The following is a 2,624-nucleotide window of genomic DNA, read 5'->3' on the forward strand; positions in this document are numbered from 1 at the left end:
GGCACGCTGTTCGGCCGCAACGCGACCGGTGGCCTGGTCCGCTACATCACGCGCAAGCCCAAGCTGGACGCCGTCGAGGGCTTCGTTGACCTGAACTACGGAATTCACGACTCCCCCGGATCGCCCACCGCATTCCATGGGGAAGCCGCAATCAACCTGCCCATCACCAGCACATTGGCGACGCGCGTCGCCGTCATGTGGAACAAGGCCCAGCCCTATGTGCGCAACTCCTATCCGGCGGGCGCGGTCGGCGGGTCGCCGGGCCCCGGCGCCGGCGCCAATCTGGGCGACGACGATACCCTGGCCGGGCGTATCACCACTTTGTTCGAGCCCAGCGATGGGGCGCGGATACTGCTGTCCGTCAATGCGGCGAGAACCCGGATGGCGTCGGCGCCGTATCAGCAGAAGCCGACGATCGGCATATTCAATGCGGCCGGCGAACTGGTCAATGTGGTCAACGCTTCCCCCACCGAGACGCGCGCTTCCATCGACGCTAATGGCCAGGATTTCGGCTCAGACCTCAATAACGACGGCGTGTTCGGCGACAGCTTTGGCCGTCCCGTCCCCGGCGGCGACTTCTTTGGCTATAAAGATCCCGATGGAAGCGATCCTCGCACGTCGAGCGACTTTGCATTCCGCAATCACGGGCGCGTGCGCACCTATGGCGTCAATCTCAACGGCGAGTTCGATTTGAGCGACGGCGTCAAGCTGGCGTCGGTGACCGACTACAAGCACTTCTACAAGATCGGCTTCCTGGATGTCGATTCCGGCCCGGGGAACCAGGCTGGCGGTTATCTGGGCGTTCGCGCTTCCACCTTCAGCCAGGAAGTCCGGCTGACAGGAAAGAGCGATCTTGTCGACTGGACAACCGGGCTTTACTATCTTCACATCAAAACCCATTCCCTCGCTGGATTGAAGTTCCCCATTGGCAGCGTGGTCCCGGGGGCGCCGTTCGATCTGGGGGCTGATGCGACGCTTAAAACCAATTCCTACTCGGCCTTTGGCCAGTTGGACTGGCACATCGCCCCGCGGCTTACGTTGATCACCGGCGCGCGCGTGATCCGGGAGCAGAAGAACCACAACTTCTTCCAGGGAATCTGGGGGACTGTGGACTCCCGTGAGGCGGCGGAAGGCACACCCGTTGTCATTGGCCCGCTGTTCGGTGCGAGCGGACCAGCGGGTTATGCCGACAAATCCAGAAAGACGCTATGGGCCGGCAAGGTCCAGCTCGACTTCCAGGTCAATCCGGATCTGCTCATCTATGCAGGCGTAAACCGGGGTGTAAAGGCCGGCAGCTATAACGCCGCAGTTCCTGGCGGTATAGCTGTGCCGACAAGTTCCATTCCATACAAAGCGGAAACCCTCACCAACTACGAGGGCGGCGTCAAATATACTTTCCCGGACGGGAAAACGAGGTTCAACGCATCTGCATTCTACTATGATTACAAGAACTACCAGGCATTCCTCTTCGCTGGCGTTAGCGGCGTCGTCATCAATGCCGACGCGATAACGAAGGGTGCCGAAGCCAGCCTCTTCACCTCGCCTGTCAGGGGGCTCGATGTCGGTCTTTCCGTGTCCTACTTCGATGCGAAGGTGAAGGATGTGCCGCTTCGTGCCGGAGGCCCGATCCGGCGAGACGTCAAGCCCGTCTATGCGCCGCCGCTGCAGGCCAGCGCCATCATCCGGTACGAATGGGAGGCCTTTGGCGGCAAGCTCTCGGTGCAGGGCGACGCCAGCTATACCGACCCCTTCTATTACAACCTCCGCAATTTCGACGCGGACAAGTATGGCAGGACGGTGATGGTCAATGCCGGGCTCGGCTGGTCGAACGATGTCTGGGAGCTGAACTTCCGCATCAGGAACCTGACCGACGTGCACCAGGGGATCCAGGGCTTCGATCTGGCGACCTTATGCGGATGCAACGAGGTGTCCTATAAGCCGCCCCGTTTCTTCCAGCTCGGCGCGCGCTACAACTTCTGATCGCGTCAAGCACATGAGCGCTCGCGACCAGGCCGCGCAAGCAATGTCGGCGAGCATCCCGGCCGGTCCTCCAGACCGGCCGGGGCATGATGATGCTGTCAACCGAACCGAGGATTTGCTCCCCCTTCCGTTGTGCTGTGGTTTCGGCGGTCTCATGAGGCCTGTGCGCGGGTGGGCGCAGACAGGTGCATAAATAGCTGATTCCATGGGATTTCCGACGAGGCGAGCAACCGACGGCGCAGCGTTCTATCGGTCAGAAGCCGTTCCCCGCCAAGCCTCAGGCGCGCCTCATCATCCGCGGATGTTCAGGTGTCCAAGCCAGAGTTTGCGATCGCCTCGAAAGTCTGGGTGTAGTGATGGTCGAGCAAGGCGATCGCGCGATCGGCATCGCGATTGATGCATGCATCGACCAGATCGCGATGTTCCTGCAGTTCGTTCCGCTCGAGGACCTGCTCCAGCGCGAGGAGGCGATAGCGTTCCGCGGCGTCGAACAATTGGGCGCTGATCCGCTTTATCCAGCGGCTGCCGCAGCCGTCGATGAGAGCAAGATGGAAGTCCTTGTGCCGGCTTTCCCATTCCGAGCTTTCATTCTGGCCGGTCTCGCCGCGATGTGTCCGTGACAGGCGATGGAGCGCCAGTATGAG

General features: G+C 61.2%; 2 protein-coding genes. One reads left to right on the forward strand and one right to left on the reverse strand.

Translation table 11 applies throughout. The features are described from left to right. On the forward strand, nucleotides 1-1,980 hold a 1,980-nt coding region (locus AC1DQK_RS19045), incomplete at its 5' end, for a TonB-dependent receptor (RefSeq protein WP_477873427.1). A gap of 305 nt (nucleotides 1,981-2,285) precedes the next feature. Here the strand turns inward: AC1DQK_RS19045 and AC1DQK_RS19050 are convergent. Further along, on the reverse strand, nucleotides 2,286-2,624 hold a 339-nt coding region (locus AC1DQK_RS19050; RefSeq protein WP_477873429.1), incomplete at its 5' end, for an FCD domain-containing protein.

Source organism: Rhizorhabdus sp. P4_G5 (genome assembly GCF_056401065.1).